The sequence below is a fragment of the Streptomyces sp. NPDC107581 genome (assembly GCF_055657175.1).
Genome location: NZ_JBVKBH010000003.1, coordinates 176,009 through 196,087, shown reverse-complemented (window position 1 = coordinate 196,087; position 20,079 = coordinate 176,009). Strand labels below are relative to the sequence as shown.

Annotated in this window: 16 protein-coding genes; 11 read left to right on the top strand and 5 right to left on the bottom strand. The window is 69.8% G+C overall.

Going from position 1 to position 20,079, the window contains the following annotated elements; translation table 11 throughout:
* Positions 1-13 precede the first annotated feature (13 nt).
* The 3 genes from ACZ7P3_RS07650 to aceE all read right to left on the bottom strand — a co-directional run bounded on the left by ACZ7P3_RS07650 (position 14) and on the right by aceE (position 5,385).
* A complete protein-coding gene (locus tag ACZ7P3_RS07650; RefSeq protein WP_472079673.1) occupies positions 14-1,231 on the bottom strand; it encodes an alpha/beta hydrolase in 1,218 nt (405 codons plus the stop codon).
* 505 nt (positions 1,232-1,736) lie between these two features.
* Entirely contained in the window at positions 1,737-2,480 is a 744-nt protein-coding gene (locus ACZ7P3_RS07645; RefSeq protein WP_472080303.1) for a potassium channel family protein, read from the bottom strand.
* A gap of 157 nt (positions 2,481-2,637) precedes the next feature.
* Positions 2,638-5,385, bottom strand: coding sequence for a pyruvate dehydrogenase (acetyl-transferring), homodimeric type (aceE, locus tag ACZ7P3_RS07640; RefSeq protein WP_472079671.1), 2,748 nt, complete (start codon positions 5,383-5,385; stop codon positions 2,638-2,640).
* A gap of 408 nt (positions 5,386-5,793) precedes the next feature.
* Between aceE and ACZ7P3_RS07635 the strand changes: the two genes are divergently transcribed.
* The 6 genes from ACZ7P3_RS07635 to ACZ7P3_RS07610 all read left to right on the top strand — a co-directional run bounded on the left by ACZ7P3_RS07635 (position 5,794) and on the right by ACZ7P3_RS07610 (position 10,381).
* On the top strand, positions 5,794-6,234 hold the full coding sequence (locus tag ACZ7P3_RS07635; RefSeq protein WP_067314036.1) for a DUF3052 domain-containing protein: 441 nt from the start codon (positions 5,794-5,796) through the stop codon (positions 6,232-6,234).
* A gap of 148 nt (positions 6,235-6,382) precedes the next feature.
* Complete coding sequence (locus ACZ7P3_RS07630) at positions 6,383-6,841, top strand: peroxiredoxin (protein WP_472079669.1); 459 nt, start codon at positions 6,383-6,385, stop codon at positions 6,839-6,841.
* Positions 6,842-6,981: 140 nt separating this feature from the next.
* Positions 6,982-7,557: a TerD family protein gene (locus ACZ7P3_RS07625; protein ID WP_361120016.1), complete on the top strand. Its 576-nt coding sequence runs from the start codon at positions 6,982-6,984 to the stop codon at positions 7,555-7,557.
* A gap of 99 nt (positions 7,558-7,656) precedes the next feature.
* Positions 7,657-8,235: a TerD family protein gene (locus ACZ7P3_RS07620; RefSeq protein ID WP_472079668.1), complete on the top strand. Its 579-nt coding sequence runs from the start codon at positions 7,657-7,659 to the stop codon at positions 8,233-8,235.
* Between the two features lie 174 nt (positions 8,236-8,409).
* On the top strand, positions 8,410-9,549 hold the full coding sequence (locus tag ACZ7P3_RS07615; RefSeq protein ID WP_472079667.1) for a DUF475 domain-containing protein: 1,140 nt from the start codon (positions 8,410-8,412) through the stop codon (positions 9,547-9,549).
* A 97-nt stretch (positions 9,550-9,646) separates the two neighbouring features.
* Entirely contained in the window at positions 9,647-10,381 is a 735-nt protein-coding gene (locus ACZ7P3_RS07610; protein WP_472079666.1) for a TerD family protein, read from the top strand.
* 3 nt (positions 10,382-10,384) lie between these two features.
* On the opposite strand, the gene ACZ7P3_RS07605 is transcribed toward ACZ7P3_RS07610, so the two are convergent.
* Complete coding sequence (locus ACZ7P3_RS07605) at positions 10,385-11,191, bottom strand: TerD family protein (protein ID WP_472079665.1); 807 nt, start codon at positions 11,189-11,191, stop codon at positions 10,385-10,387.
* A 175-nt stretch (positions 11,192-11,366) separates the two neighbouring features.
* Between ACZ7P3_RS07605 and ACZ7P3_RS07600 the strand changes: the two genes are divergently transcribed.
* From ACZ7P3_RS07600 to ACZ7P3_RS07590, 3 genes are read left to right on the top strand one after another with little or no spacing between them, the layout of a single operon-like run.
* Complete coding sequence (locus ACZ7P3_RS07600) at positions 11,367-12,533, top strand: HpcH/HpaI aldolase/citrate lyase family protein (RefSeq protein ID WP_472079664.1); 1,167 nt, start codon at positions 11,367-11,369, stop codon at positions 12,531-12,533.
* Between the two features lie 22 nt (positions 12,534-12,555).
* On the top strand, positions 12,556-15,144 hold the full coding sequence (locus tag ACZ7P3_RS07595; RefSeq protein WP_472079663.1) for a phosphoribosyltransferase: 2,589 nt from the start codon (positions 12,556-12,558) through the stop codon (positions 15,142-15,144).
* Complete coding sequence (locus ACZ7P3_RS07590) at positions 15,144-15,968, top strand: HAD family hydrolase (protein WP_472079662.1); 825 nt, start codon at positions 15,144-15,146, stop codon at positions 15,966-15,968. Before ACZ7P3_RS07595 ends, ACZ7P3_RS07590 begins: the two co-directional genes overlap by 1 nt.
* 38 nt (positions 15,969-16,006) lie before the next feature.
* Here the strand turns inward: ACZ7P3_RS07590 and ACZ7P3_RS07585 are convergent, their stop codons facing one another.
* Positions 16,007-16,228 (bottom strand): FmdB family zinc ribbon protein, encoded by a 222-nt coding sequence (locus tag ACZ7P3_RS07585; RefSeq protein ID WP_472079661.1) that lies wholly within the window; start codon positions 16,226-16,228, stop codon positions 16,007-16,009.
* Positions 16,229-16,596: 368 nt separating this feature from the next.
* Here ACZ7P3_RS07585 and ACZ7P3_RS07580 point away from each other — a divergent pair, with 368 nt between their 5' ends.
* Both ACZ7P3_RS07580 and ACZ7P3_RS07575 read left to right on the top strand, forming a co-directional pair.
* Complete coding sequence (locus tag ACZ7P3_RS07580; RefSeq protein WP_472080301.1) at positions 16,597-18,702, top strand: transglycosylase domain-containing protein; 2,106 nt, start codon at positions 16,597-16,599, stop codon at positions 18,700-18,702.
* 57 nt (positions 18,703-18,759) lie between these two features.
* Positions 18,760-20,034: a polysaccharide deacetylase family protein gene (locus tag ACZ7P3_RS07575; RefSeq protein WP_472080299.1), complete on the top strand. Its 1,275-nt coding sequence runs from the start codon at positions 18,760-18,762 to the stop codon at positions 20,032-20,034.
* Positions 20,035-20,079 lie beyond the last annotated feature (45 nt).

Sequence of the window (20,079 nt, the reverse complement as noted above, 5' to 3'; positions counted from 1 at the left end):
CTTCCTGCTGCTTCTACGCGCGTCCGGCCGTCGTCGTGCCGGGCAGACCGGCCCGGCACCCCTCGTTCTCGTGCGCACACGTCACCTCGTCGTACGCGCCCACCCCGACGTCGGCGAGGTTGCGCAGGCTGTCCGTGCCTGGCTGGAAATAGCCGGCATGGCCCTGTGCGTCCCGCGCCGACAGCACCCGTGCACCGAACCCCGAGGACACCGGGTCCGCTCCGTGCCCGAGCCCGCCGACCTCCAGGTACGGCACGTCCTGCACCCAGTCGGTGGCGTCCCGCATCGCCCACACCCGGGCCGAGGTGCCCAGACGGGAGGCCTTGGTGACCCGCATGCCGGGGCTCGCGGCCACCGCTATGTCGGCCACCCGGCCGGGCATGCCGTGCGCGGCGACCCCGCAGACCACCGAGCCGTAGCTGTGGCAGAACATCGACACCGGCGCCCGGCCGGGCAGGGCCCCGAGCAGTGCGTTCAGGCGTACGGCGCCCTCCTCGGCGCGCAGTCCCGTGGCCGCGTCCACACCGAGCCCGTCGGGGGCGGTGTAGTCGGCCCAGGCGATCACGGCCGTACGCGTCGAGGGGCTCTGCCTGCGCTCCGCCGCGTACAGGGCCTCGGCCATGCCGACCGTGGCGGTGTACCGGCGGTTCGTCTTCTGGAAGGTGAGCACGTCGGTGTCGACGCCGGGGACGACGACGGAGATCCGCTCGGCATCGGTGAGACTCCCGAACACCTCGGCGACCCGGCCCGAGCCCTCGGGGTCGAAGGCGAGGATCTGGCGGCCGGGCTGCATCAGCGCTTCGTAGCGGTGCATGCGGCGGCCGGCGTCCTGCTGGCCGGCCGAGCTGAGCCGGCCGTCGTGCATGCGCTTCTTCTCGACCTTGCGCGCCTGGTCCAGCGCGATGTGGTTGGCGCGGTAGCGCAGGGAGACGGGTGCGCCGTTCATGTTGCCGACCGCGAGGGGGTAGCGGTGGGCGAGACGGTCGCGCTCGTGCGGGGTGAGCGAGGTGAAGAAGCGGGTGAGCCGTGCCGCCGAGGAGTCGGCGGCAGGCAGGTGGCGGCCGTGGATGCTGCCGTGCTCCCACTTGGTGAGAGAGGCCTGCAGCGCAGTCGACTCCCGGTGGGTGTGCAGGGCGGTCCAGCCGGTGGTCGCGAGCATCACGAAAACGACGCCCAGCGCGAGCAGTGCGCGCCAGACGTTGAGTTGCGGAGAGGTGTCGAAGGAAGTCACTGGGAGGACACACTAGGAGAACGAGAGGGTCTCGCGGTAACCGAGTGACTGGTATCACGTTTCGTCAGGTGCCGAACGATCCGTGAACGATCTCGGTCGCGGCGCCGTTTCCCCCGCGAGAGCCCGGCCCGCCGGATCGAGGCGCGGCGCGGTGGACGCGCGGGGCGTGTCCGAGCTCTCATTCCTCCGTGAATCTCCGCGGATCTGTGTGGATTCCGGCGAGTCTCCGCGAGGTTCGCCTATCAGGGTGACTCCGCTAAAGATTCCTCGCCCGCGGTACGTGCCGCAGGTCACAGTGGGTCAAGTCCTCCGCAGGGCCGGGGGAGGACCGTCGGACCGCGGTACGCGCTGCCGGAGGGGGGCAGCGTGTCCGCGTCCGCGGGACGCCCGGCCGGGGTGCGCCGCCGTACCGCTGTGCATGCGGCCGTGCCGTGACCGGTCGCGCAGTCCCCTTGCCCCCGCGGAGCGTTCGGGGCCACGAGCGGCCCCCGCGCCGGGCGCCGGCTCAACTGCGCTGCTCCTCCCGGTCCCTGGTGAGCCTCGCCACTTCGGCCCGCAGCAACCGGACTTCCTCGGTCAGGGCGGCGATCGCCTCCGTCTGGCGCCGCTCCTCCACGTCGTCCTTCTCGAACCGGGAGATGAACCAGGCCGCGATGTTCGCCGTCACCACACCCAGCAACGCGATCCCGGACAGCATCAGCCCGACCGCGATCATCCGCCCCAGCCCGGTGGTCGGCGCATGATCGCCGTACCCCACGGTCGTCATCGTCGTGAACGACCACCACACCGCATCACCCAGCGTCCGGATGTTCCCGTTCGGCGAGGCCCGCTCCACCGACAGCACCGCGAGCGACCCGAACATCAGCAGCCCGATCACCGACCCCACGACATATGTCGTCAGCCGGATCTGCGGAGCCATCCGGGCCCGCCGCCCCACCAGCAGCAGCGTCGACACCAGCCGCAGCAGCCGCAACGGCTGGAGCACCGGCAGCACCACCGCGCACAGATCGGGCCAGTGCGTCCGCACGAACTCCTTGCGCCGGGGCGCGAGGGTCAGCCGTACGAGGTAGTCCGCCGCGAACGCCCCCCACACCACCCATTCCACGACCGTGCACACGGACGTCAGGGAGTACCCCGCCGAACCGTCCACGATCGGCACCGCGTAGGCGATGGCGAAGGCCACCGCGAGCGCCAGCAGCGGCCGTTGGCTGAGCCGTTCCCAGCGCTGCTGCGCCGGCTGTTCCCGCATGCCCTTCATGCCGGAATCGTAAAGAGACCGCAAGGGCGGCGGAGGCATGAGCCCCGTCGCCCTTACGCCGACTGCCCGGTGGCGCCCGTCCCGTGGCGCCCGTCCCGTGGCGGCCGTCCGGCAGCGCCCGTCCGGTGGCGCGTCTGTCCCGTAGTGCCTATGCGTCGCCGCCGGCCGCGCCCGGATCCGCCGCCGAGACGTCCAGCAGCTGGTAGCGGTCGATGGCCTGCTTCAGTACGGACCGGTCGACCTTGCCCTCCCTGGCCAGTTCGGTCAGCACCGCCACCACGATCGACTGGGCGTCGATGTGGAAGAAGCGGCGGGCCGCACCCCGGGTGTCGGCGAAGCCGAAGCCGTCCGCGCCGAGGGACTGGTACGTGCCCGGCACCCACCGCGCGATCTGGTCCGGAACCGATCGCATCCAGTCGGACACGGCCACGAACGGACCCTCGGACCCGCTCAGTTTCTGCGTCACGTACGGCACCCGCTGCTCCTCCTCCGGGTGCAGCAGGTTGTGCTCCTCCACGGCCACGGCCTCGCGCCGCAGCTCGTTCCAGGAGGTCGCCGACCAGACGTCGGCCTTCACGTTCCAGTCCTCGGCGAGGAGCCGCTGCGCCTCCAGCGCCCACGGAACCGCGACGCCGGACGCCATGATCTGCGCCGGGACCGCGCCGCTCGTGCCCGCGCTGATCCGGTGGACGCCCTTGAGGATGCCCTCGACGTCCACGTCGGCCGGCTCGGCCGGGTGCTGGAGGGGCTCGTTGTAGACGGTGAGGTAGTAGAAGACGTCCTCGCCGTGCGGATGCCCGGCGTCGCCGCCGTACATCCGGCGCAGGCCGTCCTGGACGATGTGCGCGATCTCGTAGGCGTACGCCGGGTCGTAGGCCACGCACGCCGGGTTGGTCGAGGCGAGCAGCTGCGAGTGGCCGTCCGCGTGCTGCAGACCCTCACCGGTCAGGGTCGTACGGCCGGCGGTCGCACCCAGCACGAAGCCGCGCGACAACTGGTCGGCCATCTGCCAGAACTGGTCACCCGTGCGCTGGAATCCGAACATCGAATAGAAGACGTAGACCGGGATCAGCGGCTCGCCGTGTGTCGCGTAGGCCGAGCCGGCCGCGATCAGCGAGGCCGTGCAGCCCGCCTCCGAGATGCCGTCGTGCAGCATCTGGCCGGTCGGCGACTCCTTGTACGCGAGCAGCAGATCGCGGTCGACCGCCTCGTACTGCTGGCCGAGCGGGTTGTAGATCTTCGCGCTCGGGAAGAAGGAGTCCATGCCGAACGTGCGGTACTCGTCCGGCGCGATCAGCACGAACCGCCTGCCGATCTCCTTGTCCCGCATGAGGTCCTTGAGCAGTCGTACGAACGCCATGGTCGTGGCGATGGACTGCTGGCCGGTGCCCTTCTTCACGGTCGCGTACGTCTTGTCGTCCGGCAGGGCGAGCGGCTCGGAGCGCACGACGCGCGTCGGGACGTACCCGCCGAGCCCCTTGCGCCGGTCGTGCATGTACTGGATCTCTTCCGTGTCCCGGCCCGGGTGGTAGTACGGCGGCACGCCGGACTCCAGCTCCTTGTCGGAGATCGGCAGGTGCAGCCGGTCCCGGAAGCCCTTGAGGTCCGCGACCGTCAGCTTCTTCATCTGGTGCGTGGCGTTGCGGCCCTCGAAGTTCGGGCCCAGCGTCCAGCCCTTGATCGTCTTGGCCAGGATGACCGTCGGCTGGCCCTTGTGCTCCTTGGCCGCCTTGAACGCCGCGTAGATCTTGCGGTGGTCGTGACCGCCGCGGCCCAGGTGCAGGATCTGGTCGTCGGTCATGTTCTCGACCATCGCGCGCAGCCGGTGGTCGTCGCCGAAGAAGTGCCGGCGGATGTAGGCGCCGGACTCGGTGGCGTACGTCTGGAACTGGCCGTCCGGGGTCGTGTTCATCTTGTTGACCAGCACGCCGTCGCGGTCCTGGGCGAGCAGCGGGTCCCAGGTGCGGTCCCAGACCAGCTTGATCACGTTCCAGCCGGCGCCCCGGAAGACGGACTCCAGCTCCTGGATGATCTTGCCGTTGCCGCGCACCGGGCCGTCGAGCCGCTGGAGGTTGCAGTTGACCACGAAGGTCAGGTTGTCCAGGCCCTCGCGCGCGGCGATGGACAGCTGGCCGAGCGACTCCGGCTCGTCCATCTCGCCGTCGCCGAGGAACGCCCACACGTGTGACTTCGAGGTGTCGGCGATGTCGCGCGCCTGCATGTAGCGGTTCATCCGCGCCTGGTAGATCGCGCCGAGCGGGCCGAGGCCCATGGAGACCGTCGGGAACTCCCAGAAGTCCGGCATGGAGCGCGGGTGCGGGTAGCTGGAGAGTCCGTTCGGGTACTTCGACTTCTCCTGCCGGAAGCCGTCGAGCTGCTCCTCGGAGAGCCGGTCGAGCAGGTAGGCGCGTGCGTAGATGCCGGGGGAGGCGTGCCCCTGGAAGAAGACCTGGTCGCCGCCGTCGCCCTCGTCCTTGCCGCGGAAGAAGTGGTTGAAGCCCACGTCGTACAGGGAGGCGGAGGAGGCGAAGGTGGCGATGTGGCCGCCGACGCCGATGCCGGGGCGCTGCGCGCGCGAGACCATCACGGCCGCGTTCCAGCGGGTCGCGTTGAGGATCCTGCGCTCGATCTCCTCGTTGCCGGGGAAGAAGGGCTCGGCCCGGGTGGGGATCGTGTTGACGTAGTCCGTGCTGCGCATCTCGGGCACGGCCACCCGCTTCTCGCGGGCCCGCTCGATCAGGCGCAGCATGAGATAACGGGCCCGCTCCCGGCCGCGCTCGTCCACGGCGGCGTCGAGGGAGTCGAGCCACTCCTTGGTCTCTTCGGGATCGAAGTCAGGAACCTGACTCGGAAGGCCGCCAATGATGATCGGATTGCGATCGGATCCGGAAGCCACGCTGTTCCTTACCTGTCAGAGGGCAACTTTTTTACTCGTGCCTACACCGATCCCCATCGTGTACCTCGGCAGGGCCTACGTCATCTCTACTGTGGGGTAACCGAGGCCCGGGTCGGTCAAAACGCAACGATACGCTCGGGGTGTGACGGGCATGGCAAAGTTGTTCGATGGCCGTATCGCCGGATGATTCCGAACCGCACAAAGCGGGCACATCGGTGTGATGTGGGCCACGATGAATCGGGATACGGTGCCAGGAGTTGCGACGACACGGCCGGGATCGTCACCGTTTCGGCGGTCTGGACGGCCGGGTACTTGCGCGATCCGTCCCGCCCGTGTGGACTACGGCCAATGCTTCGCGCACGCGCGTGGCTGAGATACTCACCAAGACACATGATCAGGAGGCAACCCGTGAGCGCGACCGCGGACCACGCGGAGGAGCGGACGAACCCTGCCGCCAGGCTGGGGTTCCAGCCCGGGCAGGTGGTCCAGGAGATCGGCTACGACGACGACGTCGATCAGGAACTCCGTGAGGCCATTGAGGAAGCCATCGAGAGCGACCTCATGGACGAGGACTACGACGATGTGGCCGACGCCGTCGTGCTGTGGTTCCGTGACGAGGACGGCGACCTGACCGATGTACTCGTCGATGCCACCACGTACATCGAAGAGGGCGGCGCCATCCTGCTGCTCACGCCGAAGACCGGCCGTACGGGGTACGTGGAGCCGAGTGACATCTCGGAGGCCGCGACGACCGCAGGCCTGACGGCGTCCAAGAGCGTCAGCGTCGGCAAGGACTGGAGCGGCTCGCGCCTGGCGACGCCGAAGGCCGCGAAGTCCGGCAAGAAGTAAACAGCCTCGTCCTCGGGACGTCGGACGGGCCGGGAGCACCCCGGCCCGTCCGGAAGCCTGTGGTGGCTCCGCGGTGATCGCTGCGTAGGGTGGTTCCGAGCGCTAGCTGTGCTCTCACCCGAACGGCCCACCGAAGGGATGCACGACGATGGCGATCCAGGTCGGCGACAAGGCGCCCGATTTTGAGCTCAAGGACAACCACGGCCGCCCCGTGAAGCTCTCCGACTTCCGCGGCGAGAAGAACGTGGTGCTGCTCTTCTACCCCTTCGCCTTCACCGGCGTGTGCACCGGCGAGCTGTGCGAGCTGCGGGACAACCTGCCGACGTTCTCGGACCGCGACACCCAGCTGCTCGCCGTCTCCAACGACTCCATCCACACCCTGCGCGTCTTCGCCGAGCAGGAGGGCCTGGAGTACCCGCTGCTCAGCGACTTCTGGCCGCACGGCAACGTCTCGCGCGCGTACGGCGTCTTCGACGAGGACAAGGGCTGCGCCGTCCGCGGCACCTTCATCATCGACAAGGAGGGCGTCGTGCGGTGGACCGTGGTCAACGGCCTGCCGGACGCCCGTGACCTGAACGACTACGTGAAGGCGCTCGACACCCTGTGACCGGGCCTCGCGGCCGACACCTGTGATGCATCGGGTCCAGGGTCTGCGGGGGGCGGGAACCCGTCACTAGGATCGGCACGTTGATCCCATATCCGAAGCACGACGGGGCTCCCCGCCCCTGGAGACCACATGGAGGACCCGTGGGAGTCAGCCTCAGCAAGGGCGGCAACGTATCGCTGACGAAGGAGGCCCCGGGCCTGACCGCCGTCATCGTCGGTCTGGGCTGGGACGTGCGCACCACGACCGGCACCGACTTCGACCTCGACGCCAGCGCGCTGCTGCTGAACAACTCCGGCAAGGTCGCAAGCGACCAGCACTTCGTCTTCTTCAACAACCTCAAGAGCCCCGACGGCTCGGTCGAGCACACCGGTGACAACATCACCGGTGAGGGCGAGGGCGACGACGAGCAGATCAAGGTCAATCTGGCCGGCGTCCCGGCCGACGTGGACAAGATCGTGTTCCCGGTGTCGATCTACGACGCCGAGAACCGCCAGCAGTCCTTCGGCCAGGTCCGCAACGCGTTCATCCGCGTGGTCAACCAGGCCAACGAGCAGGAGATCGCCCGCTACGACCTGAGCGAGGACGCCTCCACCGAGACCGCGATGGTCTTCGGCGAGCTGTACCGGAACGGCCCGGAGTGGAAGTTCCGCGCCATCGGGCAGGGCTACGCCTCGGGCCTGCGCGGCATCGCCCAGGACTTCGGCGTCAACGTCTGACGCCCGACAGCTCCGCCGACGTCCGGCGCCGCACCGTTTACGGTCGGCGCCGGACGTGCAGGACAACCAGGGAAGCACCACAAGGGGAGGACCAGCATCATGGGCGTCACGCTCGCCAAGGGAGGCAATGTCTCCCTCTCCAAGGCCGCACCGAACCTCACCAACGTCATGATCGGGCTCGGCTGGGACGCGCGCTCGACCACCGGCGCCCCCTTCGACCTGGACGCCAGCGCCCTGCTGTGCGGTGCCGGGAACCGGGTGCTGGGCGATGAGTGGTTCGTGTTCTACAACCAGCTCACCAGCCCCGACGGCTCGGTCGAGCACACCGGCGACAACCTCACCGGCGAGGGCGAGGGCGACGACGAGTCGATCCTGGTGGACCTGCCGAAGGTGCCGGCCTCCTGCGAGAAGATCATCTTCCCGGTCTCCATCCACATGGCCGACGAGCGCGCCCAGACCTTCGGACAGGTCTCCAACGCGTTCATCCGCGTGGTCAACCAGGCCGACGGCCAGGAGCTCGCGCGCTACGACCTCAGCGAGGACGCCTCCACCGAAACGGCGATGATCTTCGGCGAGCTCTACCGCTACCAGGGCGAGTGGAAGTTCCGGGCGGTGGGCCAGGGCTACGCGTCGGGCCTGCGGGGCATCGCCCTGGACTTCGGGGTCAACGTCTCGTGAAGCAGGATGCGGCGATCCAGGCCGAGGGGCGCTGACCAGCGCGATCTGTGGCGTTTCCGTGCAGGTCGCCCTGCCCGCCGCCCCAGACGGAGTGCCCCTCTACACTCGTGGTCAACGTTTAGCAAAGCTGAGTACGGCGCGGGGGAGACCCGTACCAACACGATGGGGTAGCCAGTGCTTCTCAAAACCTTCGGCTGGTCGTTCGCGGTCACCGCGGTCGGTCTGGTCGCTGCGGCGTTCTACGGGGGGTGGACCGCTTTCGGCATCGTGGCGATCCTGGCCGTCCTGGAGATCTCGCTGTCCTTCGACAACGCGGTGGTCAACGCCGGGATCCTGAAGAAGATGAATGCCTTCTGGCAGAAGATCTTCCTCACGGTCGGCGTGCTCATCGCGGTCTTCGGGATGCGGCTGGTCTTCCCCGTCGTCATCGTCGCCATCACCGCCAAGATCGGCCCGATCGACGCGGTCGACCTCGCCCTCAACAACAAGGACCGCTACCAGCAGCTGGTCACCGACGCCCACCCGGCGATCGCCGCCTTCGGTGGCATGTTCCTGCTGATGATCTTCCTCGACTTCATCTTCGAGGACCGGGACATCCAGTGGCTGCGCTGGATCGAGCGCCCGCTGGCCAAGCTCGGCAAGGTCGACATGCTGTCGGTCTGCATCGCCCTGATCGTCCTGCTCATCACCTCCTTCACCTTCGCCACCCACGCCCACCAGCACGGCGGCGCCCACGTCGACAAGGCGCAGACGGTCCTGATCGCCGGTATCGCCGGCCTGATCACGTACATGATCGTCGGCGGTCTCTCCGGGTTCTTCGAGGACCGGCTGGAGGAAGAGGAGGAGCGCGAGCACGAGGAGGAGGAAGAGGCCGCCCGCAGCGGAAAGCAGCGCTCGGCGGTGGTCCTGGCCGGCCAGGCCGCGTTCTTCATGTTCCTCTACCTGGAGGTCCTGGACGCGTCCTTCTCCTTCGACGGGGTGATCGGTGCCTTCGCCATCACCAACGACATCGTCCTGATGGCGCTGGGTCTCGGCATCGGCGCGATGTACGTCCGTTCGCTGACGGTCTACCTGGTCCGCCAGGGCACCCTCGACGACTACGTCTTCCTGGAGCACGGCGCCCACTACGCGATCGGTGCCCTGGCCGTGATCCTCATGGTCACCATCCAGCACGAGATCAACGAGGTCGTCACCGGTCTCGTCGGCGTCGTCCTGATCGCCTGGTCCTTCTGGTCCTCCGTGCGCCGCAACCGTGCCCTGGCGGCCGAGGAGGCCGGCTCCGGCGAGAAGGCCGAGATCTCCTCCGGGGTGTGACACCCCCCGCGGTGAGGAACGCTTCGTTCGGGGCGGCCGACGTGGTCGGCCGCCCCGACGGCGTCGAGACGAGTACCTGGCGGACCTGGGGGCGGGAATGGGATTCTTCGACGGGCTGCGGGGCGGACGCGCCGAGTTCGACTCGGGCAGTGCCTCGACCAACGCGATCGAGCTGACCCGGCGGCACCAGCAGGTGTCGCTCACCAAGCAGGACGCGGCCACCGGCCATCTGCGCGTCAACCTGACCTGGCGGATGCGCACCTCCGACTTCGACAGCACCCAGCGCACCAGCCTCTTCCGGCACCCCTTCAAGGCGCTGAAGCCGCCGGAGGTGCTCGGGCACGGTCAGAGCATGGTCAACGTCGACCTCGACCTGGGCTGCCTGTACGAGCTGACCGACGGCAGCAAGGGGGTCGTCCAGCCGCTCGGCGGCTATCTCGGGGACGTCAACGCACCGCCGTACATCAAGCTCAGCGGGGACGACCGCTTCGGGTCGGCGTCCGGCGAGACGATGTACGTCAACCTGGACCACCGGGACGCGATCAAGCGGCTGCTGGTCTTCGTGTACATCTACGACCAGACGCCGGCCTTCGACCGTACGCATGCGATCGTGACTCTTTACCCCAGCAACGGTCCTCGTATCGCGATAGGCCTGGACGAGCGGCACCCACAGGCCCGCTCGTGTGCGGTCGTGATGATCGAGAACGTTCGGGGCGAGCTGGTGGTCCGGCGTGAGGTGAAGTTCGTCTACGGCTTCCAGGGCGAGCTGGACCGGCTGTACGGGTGGGGGCTGTCGTGGGGCCGGGGCTACAAGTCGAAGGCGGACAAGTGATCCCTACCGGCCGATGAACTGCGGCCCCTGCGGCGGCAGCCGGAAGTCCGGGTCCAGCGGTGCCGCCGCCAGGGCCGGCTGCGGCTGGGGATAGCCGTAGGAGGGCTGGGCCGAGGCGGGCTGCGGGTAGCCGTACGACGGCTGCTGCGCGGACGTCGGCTGCGGGTAGCCGTAGGCGGGCTGGGCCGGGACCGCCGGCGGCTGCTCGGGCGGCAGGGGCTGGGACGTGGTCTCGGGCAGCGCCTGGCGCGGCTCCTCCTGCGCCTCCGACTCGTCCACGGAGATGCCGAAGTCTGTGGCGAGGCCCTTCAGGCCGTTCGAGTAGCCCTCGCCCAGCGCGCGGAACTTCCAGCCCTCCCCACGCCGGTACAGCTCGCCGCAGATCATCGCCGTCTCCGCGCCGGTCTCCGGCTTGATCTCGAAGCGGGCCAGCGGCTCGCCGTCGGCGACGGCCGCGTCGTAGAGCAGGACGCACAGGGCCGGCACGCGGTCGAAGGAGACGCCGTCGGCGGAGGCGACCAGCAGGATGCGGCCCACACTGGGCTCGACGCCGGAAAGATCCGACTGGATCGTGTCGGTCAGGCCCTCGGTGATCCGCTTCTTGCCGAGGCGCCACACCTGTCCGGACGGGTGCCGGGGCTGGTTGTAGAAGACGAAGTCCTCGTCGGAGCGCACACGGCCCTCGGGGCCCAGCAGCAGCGCCGAGGCATCCACGTCCGGGACCCCCTGCCCGGGTGTCCAGCGCACCACGGCGCGCACCGTGGTGGCTTCCAGCGGGACGTTCGACCCCTTCAGCATCGCGTGCGTCATGCCGTCATCCTGCCCTCTCCGTCCTGGCCACGACAATGCGGGGGGTGGTGTCGCCGACACGGCCGAGTTACCGGAAATTCATGCCCGCGGGGAACCCCTGACATGGGTCCCTACGTACTATTACCGGCCACCCTTTACCGAATCCACAGGCTCGGCTTGCGCACTGAGGAGTCCTATGCGTCATTTCGGGCAGATCGCCCCCGAGGTGCGGCAGCGCCTCTTCCACCGGGAGCCGTGCGCATTCACCGCCGATTCTCCGGCCCGGCTGCTCTCCGCGGCCCTGGGGGCCACGCTGTACAGCCCGGCGACCAGGCCGCGGCTCGCCGACGACATCGTCAAGCAGGCCGGCAACGGCGTGGTCTCGATGGTGCTGTGCCTGGAGGACTCGATCGACGACGCGGATGTCGCCGAGGGCGAGGAGAACCTGGTCAGGCAGTTCGCCGACCTCGACTCGCGGGCGGGCGTGGAGCCGCCCCTGCTGTTCATCCGGGTGCGCGCCCCCGAGCAGATCCCCGACCTCGTGGAGCGCCTCGGCGCCTCCGTGCGGCTGCTGTCCGGGTTCGTCCTCCCCAAGTTCACCGAGGAGCGGGGCATCCCGTTCCTGGAGGCCCTGGCCTCGGCGGAGGCCCGCAGCGGACGCCGGCTGTTCGCCATGCCCGTCCTGGAGTCGCCCGAGCTGCTGTACCGGGAGTCCCGCGTGGACACCCTGGAGGGCATCGCCCGCGCGGTCGACAAGTTCCGCGACCGTGTCCTCGCCCTGCGCCTCGGCGTCACGGACTTCTGCTCCTCCTACGGCCTGCGCCGCGCCCCCGACATGACCGCCTACGACGTGCAGATCGTCGCCTCGGTGATCGCCGACGTGGTCAACATGCTGGGCCGGGCCGACGGCACCGGGTTCACCGTGACCGGGCCGGTGTGGGAGTACTTCCGGGTCTCGGAGCGCATGTTCAAACCCCAGCTGCGGCAGAGCCCCTTCCTCGAGGTGCAGGCCGTCGAGCTGCGCGAGAAGCTCATCGAGCACGCGATGGACGGGCTGCTGCGGGAGATCTCCCTGGACCAGGCCAACGGCCTGCTCGGCAAGACCTGCATCCACCCCTCCCACGTCCTGCCCGTGCACGCGCTGTCCGTGGTCAGCCACGAGGAGTTCAGCGACGCCCAGGACATCCTGAGGCCGGAACGGGGCGGCGGGGGTGTACTCCGGTCGGCCTACACGAACAAGATGAACGAAGTGAAGCCGCACCGCGCGTGGGCCGAACGGACCCTGCTCCGCGCCGACGCGTTCGGCGTGGCCCACGAGGACGTCGGTTTCGTGGAGCTGCTCGCCGCCGGAATACCCGGCTGACCCTTCCCAACCCAAGGAACGCATGAATCACGCAGTGAACGACGGCGTCTGGTCCGGCAGCTGGGTCGCCGAGCGGCTCGGGGTCGAACTGGAGGGCGACGACGGGCTCCCGGCCCTGCTGGGGCTCGCGCTGCGCCGCAACCCCAAGCGGGCCCACCTGCTGGTCTCGAACGTGCTCGGCAAGCACGTGCCGCAGTCGCCGTCCGTGGTCTACGGCCATGGATTCCGCCTGGGCCGCCGGGTCCGCGAGCTGCTCGGCGAGCCGGAGGCCGCCCGGGCGGTCGTCCTCGGCTACGCGGAGACCGCCACCGGCCTCGGCCACGCGGTCGCCGACGGCCTGGGCCTCGCCCCGTACCTGCACTCCACCCGCCGCCCGGTCGCCGGGGTCGCCCGGGCGGGCGGCTTCGAGGAGTCCCACTCCCACGCCACCTCCCACCTGCTGCTCCCGCAGGACCCGGCCCTGCTGGCCGGCGACGGTCCGCTGGTGCTGGTCGACGACGAGTTCTCCACCGGCAACACGGTCCTCAACACCATTCGTGACCTGCATGAACGCTATCCGCGCGGGCGCTACGTGGTGGTCGCCCTGATCGACATGCGCTCGCCCGAGGACGCGGGGCGCCTGAGGCGGTTCGCCGAGGACATCGGGGCGCGGGTGGACGTGATCGCCACGGCGTCCGGGACCGTGCGGTTGCCGGACGGCGTGCTGGAGAAGGGGCAGGAGCTGGTCGCGCGGTACACGGCGGACGACGGCGGGCCGTCGTCCGCGGACGGGTCCGCCGTGGCCGGTCGCGCGGTTCCCCGCGCCCCTGAAGGGGCGCACCGGCCGGAGCGGGCGGCATCGGCGCCCACGGACCGTCCCGGCGGGGACATCGCGCGCGTCGACCTCCACTGGCCGGCCGGCCTCCCCGACGGCGGTCGCCACGGGTTCACGCCGGAGCATCGCGCCCGGCTGGAGGCCGCGCTCCCCGGGATGGCCGCCCGCATGGCCGACGCCCTGCCCACCGGGGCCCGACGCGTCCTCGTCCTCGGCTTCGAGGAGCTGATGTACGCCCCGCTGCGCCTGGCCCGCGAGCTGGAGCGGCTCATACCCGCCGAGGTGCGCTACTCCACCACCACCCGCTCGCCCGTCCTCGCGGTCGACGACCCCGGTTACGCGATACGCACCCGCCTGGTCTTCCCCGCCCACGACGACCCGGCCGACGGCCCCGGCGAGCGCTACGCCTACAACGTCGCGGGCGCCGGCTTCGACGCCGTCGTCGCCGTGGTCGACTCGGTCGCCGACACCCCCCTGCTGCACGGCCCCGACGGGCTGGCGGCCCGCCTCGCGGCCCACACCCCGCACGTCCTGCTGGCGGTCGTCCCCTCGTACGTCCCCCCGCACGTTCCCTTGTACGGCCCTTCCAGCGCCCCCTCCCGCGCCCCCGAACCCCTCTCCTCTCCCGAAAGGCCGGCCATGCTGCCCGAGCCCCTCCGCGGCCCCGCCTTCTCCTCGTACCCGCCCGACGAGGTCGGCTGGCTGCTGCAGGACCTCTCGGACGTGACCCTGGAGGCACCGACCGAGGAGCGCGAGGAGGCCATCCAGAGCGGCGGGGCGCACTACGCCGAGTCGCTGCCGGTGGAGTACCAGCCCAGCGCGCAGTACCAGGAGCTGTTCCGCACGGCCCTGGACGCCTCCGCCGACCGGATCGCGCAGGCCGTCGGCGTCGTCACCGAGACGGTCCTCGCCGAGCGGTCGCCCCGCCCGGTGCTGGTCTCGCTGGCCCGCGCGGGCACCCCGGTCGGCGTGCTGATGCGCCGCTGGGCCCAGCACCGGCACGGCCTCGACCTCGCGCACTACGCCGTCTCGATCGTCCGCGGCCGCGGCATCGACGCCAACGCGCTGCGCTGGCTGGCCGCCCACCACGACCCCCGGGACGTCGTCTTCGTCGACGGCTGGACCGGCAAGGGCGCGATCACCCGCGAACTCGCCCGGGCCGTCGAGGAGTTCGAGGAGAAGGAGGGCATCACGGGCTTCGACCCGGAGATCGCCGTACTCGCCGACCCGGGTGCCTGTGTGCGCACCTACGGCACCCGCGAGGACTTCCTCATCCCGTCCGCCTGCCTCAACTCGACCGTCTCCGGCCTGATCTCCCGTACGGTCCTGCGCGCGGACCTGGTCGGGCCGGACGACTTCCACGGCGCCAAGTTCTACCGCGAACTCGCCGGCGCCGACGTCTCCGTGGCCTTCCTCGACGCCGTCTCCGCCCGCTTCCCGGAGGTCGACGGCGCCGTCGACACGGCGGTCAAGGAGCTGATGGCCGAGGACCGCACGCCGACCTGGGAGGGCTGGCACGCGGTCGAGCGGATCAGCGAGGAGTACGGCATCCACGACGTCAACCTCGTCAAGCCCGGCGTCGGCGAGACCACCCGGGTGCTGCTGCGCCGGGTGCCCTGGAAGATCCTCGCCAAGGCCGGCGCGGGCGCCGACCTCGACCACGTACGGCTGCTGGCCGAACAGAGAGGAGTACCCGTGGAGGAGGTCGGCGAACTGCCGTACACCTGCGTGGGCCTCATCCACCCCCGGTACACCCGGGGCGCCACGGGCGCCGACGGCACGGCGGTGAACGTCTGATGCCGGTGCTGGTGGCGAGCGACCTCGACCGTACGCTGATCTACTCCGCGGCCGCCCTGGCGCTGACCATGCCGGACGCGCGGGCGCCCCGGCTGCTGTGCGTCGAGGTGCACGAGAGCAGGCCGCTGTCCTACATGACGGAGACCGCGGCCCAGCTGCTGGCCGACGTCGGAGACACGGCCGTCTTCGTGCCGACCACGACCCGCACCCGCAAGCAGTACCAGCGCATCAACCTGCCCGGCCCCCAGCCGGCGTACGCGATCTGCGCCAACGGCGGGCATCTGCTGGTGGACGGCGTCACGGACCAGGACTGGCATGCCGGGGTGCAGGCGCGGCTCGCCGACGAGTGCGCGCCGCTGGAGGAGATCCGCGAGCACCTGATGAGGTCCGCCGATCCCGTCTGGGTGCGCAAGCACCGGGTCGCCGAGGACCTGTTCGCGTATCTGGTCGTCGAGCGCGAGCTGCTGCCCGAGGACTGGGTGAAGGAGCTGGCGGTGTGGGCGGAGAACCGGGGGTGGACGGTCTCGCTCCAGGGCCGCAAGATCTACGCCGTCCCCAGGCCGCTCACCAAGAGCGCGGCCGTGCGCGAGGTCGCCCGCCGCACCGGCGCCGGGCTCACCCTGGCCGCCGGGGACTCCCTGCTCGACGCGGACCTGCTGCTGGCCGCCGACCGGGGCTGGCGCCCCGGCCACGGCGAACTGGCCGACGCCGGCTGGAGCGCACCCCGGATCAGTGCGCTTCCCGAACGGGGCGTACTGGCCGGCGAGCGGATCCTGCGCGAGTTCCTGCGGGCGGCACACCAGGGCGACCAGGCCGTGCTCTAGGGTCGGTCCGGCATGAACCGCCGGACAGGTGCGGGGGCTCAGCCGCAGCAGCCCCCGCCGCAGCACCCGCCACCGCCGCCGCCCGCCCGGGGCGCCGCGGCCGGTGCGGACGCGGAGCCGCCCACGGCCACCGTCGACAGCAGCTTGACCGTGTCGTCGTGGCCCGCGGGGCAGGCGGCGGGGGCGGCGGACTGCGCCATGGGACGGCTCAGTTCGAAGGTGTCGCCGCAGGTCCGGCAGCGGTACTCATAACGAGGCATGTGCACAGGTTAACCGGAGTGGTACTGCTCACAGCGTCTCAAAGTTTCATGAGTGTTCGTATCTGCCCGATACTTGTGCGGAGATTTTGAAAAGATCGCTGATAACTTGGCTGAGCCGCGAGGAGCCATAAGACCGGGAAAAAAAGGGGGGTCCACCGCGCCGCGAAGATCACCGCGGCCGTGTCCGCCTGCTGAGTCTGACCGCGCGCGCAAGCACCACTGCGAGGGGAGACGCAGCCTTGACCGAGGCAGGGCGGCGGTCGGACAGCCGCGACGACGACGACAGCGCCCGGCCCGGGGAGCAGCAGCCGCCGGAGGCGGACGCCACTTTGCATCTGCGGGTGGACGCCCTCCGCGCCGACGCCACCATGCAACTGCGCGTGCCCCCGCCGCCGGAGCCCGCCGCCACCGGCGGCCGGGCACAGCGGCGGCGCAGCGCCCGCCCCCCGGCCCGCGCACGCGCCACCAGCGCGGCCGCCTCCGGGCTCGCCCGCCTGCGCGCCGTCCTGGGCCCCCGGCTCGCCCGGCTGGCCCCGTACGCCCGCCGCCTCAGGCCGCGGTACCCCCGGCCCGGCCGCAGCGGCTGGCGCCGCTGGATACCCTCCTGGCGCCAGTGGCTCGGCGCCGTGCTGTCCGGCTTCGTGACGATCAGCCTGTTCCTGTTCCTCGCCTACGAGATGACGGACATACCGAAGAACCTCAACTCTTTCGCCACACAACAGGACAACGTCTATTTCTGGTCCGACGGCACACCGATGGCCCGCACCGGCTGGGTGCAGCGCCAGGACATGCCCCTCAAGGACATACCCGAGCAGGTCCGCTGGGCGGTGCTCGCGGCGGAGAACGCCAGCTTCTACTCCGATCCCGGTATTTCCGTCAAAGGCATCACCCGCGCCCTGTGGCGCACCGTCGGAGAAGGGGACACCGAGGGCGGCTCCACCATCACCCAGCAGTACGTCAAGAACGTCTACCTGAACCAGAACCAGACCGTCAGCCGCAAGTTCACCGAGGCGATGATCTCCCTCAAGCTCGACAACAAGATGAGCAAGGACGACATCCTGGAGGGATATCTCAACACCAGCTGGTTCGGCCGCGGCACCTACGGCATCCAGCGCGCGTCCCAGGCCTATTACGGCAAGGACGTCAGCCAGCTCAACGCCAGTGAGGCGGCCGTGCTCGCCTCCATGCTCAAGGGCGCCGCGCTCTACGACCCCACCCTCAGCAAGGCCAACCACAAGCGGGCCGTCGAACGCTGGTCCTGGATCCTGGACCGGATGGTCGACATCGGCAAACTGACCCCGGCCCAGCGCGCCACGTACAAGACGTTCCCCGAGCCGCTCAAGGCGGGGCGCGTCTACGACACCGGCAAGCAGAGCGACTACCTGGTGGAACTGGCCCAGCAGTACGCCAAGAAGACCGCCCACATCTCCGACCGGGACTTCGACCTCGGCGGCTACCAGATCTACACGACCTTCGACCGCAAGCGGGAGACCGCACTGACCGACGCCGTGGCCAAGGCCCGCAAGCAGGCCGTCCGGGACCGCCCCGACGCGGCGAAGACGGCCCACTACGGTGCCGCCTCGGTCGCCGCGGACGGCCGCATCCTCGCCGTCTACGGCGGCCCCGACCACCGCAAGCAGGGCTACAACGAGTCCAATGCGGCCACCGTCCAGGCCGGCTCGGCGTTCCTGCCCTTCGTCTACGCCGCGGGCCTGGAGCACGGAGTCCACAAGACCCGCGGCGGACCCGCCACGCCCGTCACGCCCCAGACGGTGTACGACGGCGACGACGGCGTCCCCGTCACCACCCCCGAGGGCCCCTACTGGGACCGCAGCGGCAAAAAGGTCGCCGCCCACAACGACGGCAAGAAGTCCTACGGGCAGATCCCCCTGGACCAGGCCCTCGCCCAGTCGGTGAACACACCGTTCATGCAGCTCGGCATGGACACGGGCCTGGACAATGTGCGCCAGACCGCGGTGGCGGCCGGTCTGCTCCCCTCCAGCCTGGGTCCGCAGGTGCCCGCCCTGTCCCTGGGCAGCAACTCCACGCCGAGCGCGATCCGGATGGCGAGCGGATACGCCACGTTCCCCGCCTCCGGCATGCACACCGAGCCGTACTCGGTGCGCCGCATCACCCGCAACGGCGCCACGGTGCCCCTGGCCACCCCCCGCCCGGGACGGGCGGTCGGCGCGGACGTCGCCGAACAGGTCGACCAGGCGCTGACGGAGTCCTTCCGCACCGCCCACCCGGCCGGCGCGCCCGCCACGGCCCGGGTGTCGGGCAAGGCCGGCACCACCAACGACGACACCGCCGCCTGGTACGCCGGCACCTCCGCGTCCGTGTCCACCGCGGTCGTGGTCTACCGCATGGACCTCGCCAAGTCCCTGGAGCCCCTCTCGCTCGACGGGCTCGCCGGAACCACCGCCGACGACGTCCCCTACGCCATCTGGTCGGCCGCCCTGGGTCTGGACTGACCCGGCGGCCGCTTTGCTGCCCCGCCTCCCACGCAGAATGAGCCGCACATGTCCCACATGAAGCCGCCGACCGGACGCCGCCGCAGGTCCCGTACCCCCCGCCGCGTCACCCGTCCGCAGGTCATGACCCTGGCCGCCCTGCTCGTCGTGGCCTCCGTGGTCGCGGGCTACCTGGTCCTGACGCGGCCGGACCGCACCACGCCCACGGCCTCCGCCGGCGCGGGACAGGGCGGCGCCAAGCCGAAGCCCACGCCCGCCTGGGACGGCAAGACGAAGATCCTCGGCGACGGTTCCACCTCCTACACCGGCCCCCAGAAGGGCGAGCTGAAGCCCGTACCGCTCAAACCCGGCGAGAAACCGCCCCAGTTCGTCGTCTTCTCCTGGGACGGCGCGCTGGAGGGCAGCGACCACCTCTTCTCCCACTACCGGGAGATGGCCAAGCAGTACAACGCCCACATGACCTTCTTCCTCACCGGCATCTACCTGCTGCCCAAGAGCAAGAAGGCCCAGTACCACGGCCCGATGCACTCCCCGGGCGACGCCGCGATCGACTACGCCACCGACGACCACATACGCACCACGCTGCAGCAGCTCCGCAAGGCCTACGACGAGGGCAACGAGATCGGCACCCACTTCAACGGCCACTTCTGCGGCAAGAAGGGCGGCGGCGACTGGAGCGTGGAGGAGTGGAAGAGCGAGATCGACCAGTTCTTCCGGTTCGTGGAGGAGTGGAAGACCAACACCGGCTTCAAGGACATTCCGGCACTGCCCTTCGACTTCAAGAAAGAAGTCACCGGCGGGCGCGCGCCCTGCCTGGAAGGCCAGCAGAACCTGCTGAAAGCGATCAAGAGCTATGGCTGGCGCTATGACGCCAGTTCACCGGGCGACTTCCAGATATGGCCGACGAAGAAGAACGGCATATGGGACTTCCCGCTGCAGATGCTGCCGTACGAGAACGGCAAGTACCAGGGCCTTTCCATGGACTTCAACTTCCTCTACAACCAGTCCAACGGCGAGACCAAGGGCGACCCGGCCAAGTACCCCCTGTGGGAACAGCAGACCGTCGACTCGTACATGGCCGGCTTCAACCGCGTCTACTACGGCAGCCGGGCACCGCTGTTCATCGGCAACCACTTCGAGGACTGGAACGGCGGCATCTACATGAAGGCCATCGACCAGGTCGTCAAGAACGTGTGCACCAAGAAGGGCGTCAAGTGCGTCTCCTTCAAGGAACTGGCCGACTGGCTCGACGTGCAGAAGCCCGCGACCCTGCAGGCCCTGCGCGGCCTGGACCCGGCGCAGTCACCGGAGTGGTCGTCGGTCGTCAAGTGAGGTTCGTAATGGCTCCGTTCCACTTGTGCATCCCCTCTTCACAAC